Source organism: Prevotella sp. MGM1 (genome assembly GCF_002933775.1).
Lineage (GTDB): Bacteria > Bacteroidota > Bacteroidia > Bacteroidales > Bacteroidaceae > Prevotella.
In genome coordinates, this window is the sequence record NZ_BEWV01000021.1 from 1 (window position 1) to 1,903 (window position 1,903).

General features: G+C 44.0%; 1 protein-coding gene. It reads right to left on the reverse strand.

Features of this window, described 5'->3' with window-relative positions:
* Nucleotides 1–1,668, reverse strand: a 1,668-nt coding sequence (locus MoGM_RS00285; RefSeq protein ID WP_146078589.1) for a SusC/RagA family TonB-linked outer membrane protein, incomplete at its 3' end; no start/stop codon positions are given.
* Between the last annotated feature and the right edge of the window lie 235 nt (nucleotides 1,669–1,903).

Consider the following 1,903-nt stretch of genomic DNA (forward strand, 5'->3'; position numbering starts at 1 on the left):
GTATATACCTCCTGTCGGCATCACCGAAATAGGCAATGAGTTTGGTTTGTCCGGATCCTTATACAGATACGGGTTATTGTTCTGTATGTTAGGATTATCAACTCCTGCACGGTAAGCCTCAGCCTGATTTGACGAGTTAAGGATAAAATGTTCCTGCGAAGAACGCTGAACACGGTATGCTCCCATCGCCTTGAATTCAAGACCTTGCAACGGTTTCCAAGACACTTCGCCCTGGAACTTCATATCAGTAACATTCAACTCGATATAGTTATTGTCAAGTTCTCTGAATATGTTAAACGGAGCATAGTTACGGGTGTATGTCTCATTAGGATCGAGAGTACGCGATGTATTGAGTGCATAACTGAACGGATTGATATCGAAATCACGGTTCACGGCTCCCGAAACAACATCAACATTTTGGTTCAATGTTCCCGGTGCATTCTGATTACGATAAGAAGCATTCGTTAACAATGATACAGACAGGTTTTTAGAGAAGTTGAACGTAGCATTCATGTTCGCCGTATAGCGTTCCACCTCACTTTGCTTCGTCCATCCCGGATCGTTCATAATAGAAATAGACGCATACAGGTTGGCCTTTTCAGAACCTGTAGATATACTTGCAGAGTGTTGCTGTATAAGGTTATTGTTGAACAACAGGTCAAACCAATCCGTATTACGGAACTCCGCCTGACGCAGGTACCCGTCAATGGCAGCATCGGTATAAGGCAAGCCGAACTGGCCGTTTGTCTCATCATATTTGGCTATCAGATTATACATCTTTCCATATAGTCCGGATGTAGAACCATTTGCGAGTTGTGAAAATTCAAGCCATCCTTTTCTCTCCATCTCCTTATATATACCCATCTGCTCTTGGGAATTGCTGATGTCATAGTTCCTATAACTCGGCTTGAGGCGGTATGTGAACTCGCCCGTATAGTTGACCGTGCTACGACCGGCCTTACCGCGCTTGGTCGTAATAACGACAACACCGGCCATTGCGCGCGCACCATATATAGATGTGGCAGATCCGTCTTTAAGAACCTGAAAACTCTCTATGTCATCCGCACTAAGACCGGATATTGCATTAGATATCAGCGTAACGGCATCTCCCGAAGAAAGATCGTCAGAACTTACATCTACGGCATCTTCCTGAATTACTCCATCAATGACCCAAAGAGGCTTTGAATTACCGTAGATTGATGTGGCACCACGGACACGGATTTTGGGAGCCGTACCGAACGTACCGCTGACATTCTGCACCGACACACCGGACACACGGCCTTCGAGCGAGCGACTCACGTCGGCTACACCGTCGAGCTTCGCCGATGAGGCATCAATCTTTGTCGTTGCTCCGGTAAACAATCTCTTGTCCACTTTCTGCATACCCGTCACCACAACTCCTTCAAGCTGAGTCGCATTGGCAGACAGCGCGATTTTGATACCATTCTTTGCTTTTACTTCTTTCTTGTCATATCCGATATAGGTTATGACAAGTGTTTTACCTGCGGCATTGGAGAGTGAGAACTTACCATCAAGGTCAGTCACTACGCCCGTCTTTGTCCCCTTGACAAGCACTGACGCACCAATCACAGGCTCGCCATTCTCGTCAACAACGGTACCGCTTACGCTTCCGCCTTGTGCGAAAGACATCTGCATACTTAACAGCATGCAAAGCAGTGTAAATAAAAATTTCTTCACTTGTAAATCCTTAAAAAACTAAATTACCTTTATTAGTGTGCAAAGTTAGCTTTTAATTGTCTTTTAACAAAAAAAAAACGCAGAAAAACGTCTTTTAACCGTCATATTTTAACAAAACGACACGAAAAGGGGCGAAAAGACTGTAAATTTCAACCTATTGCGAAATAAATATTTCATTTTGAACGGTTTTGTTTTGCATATTATG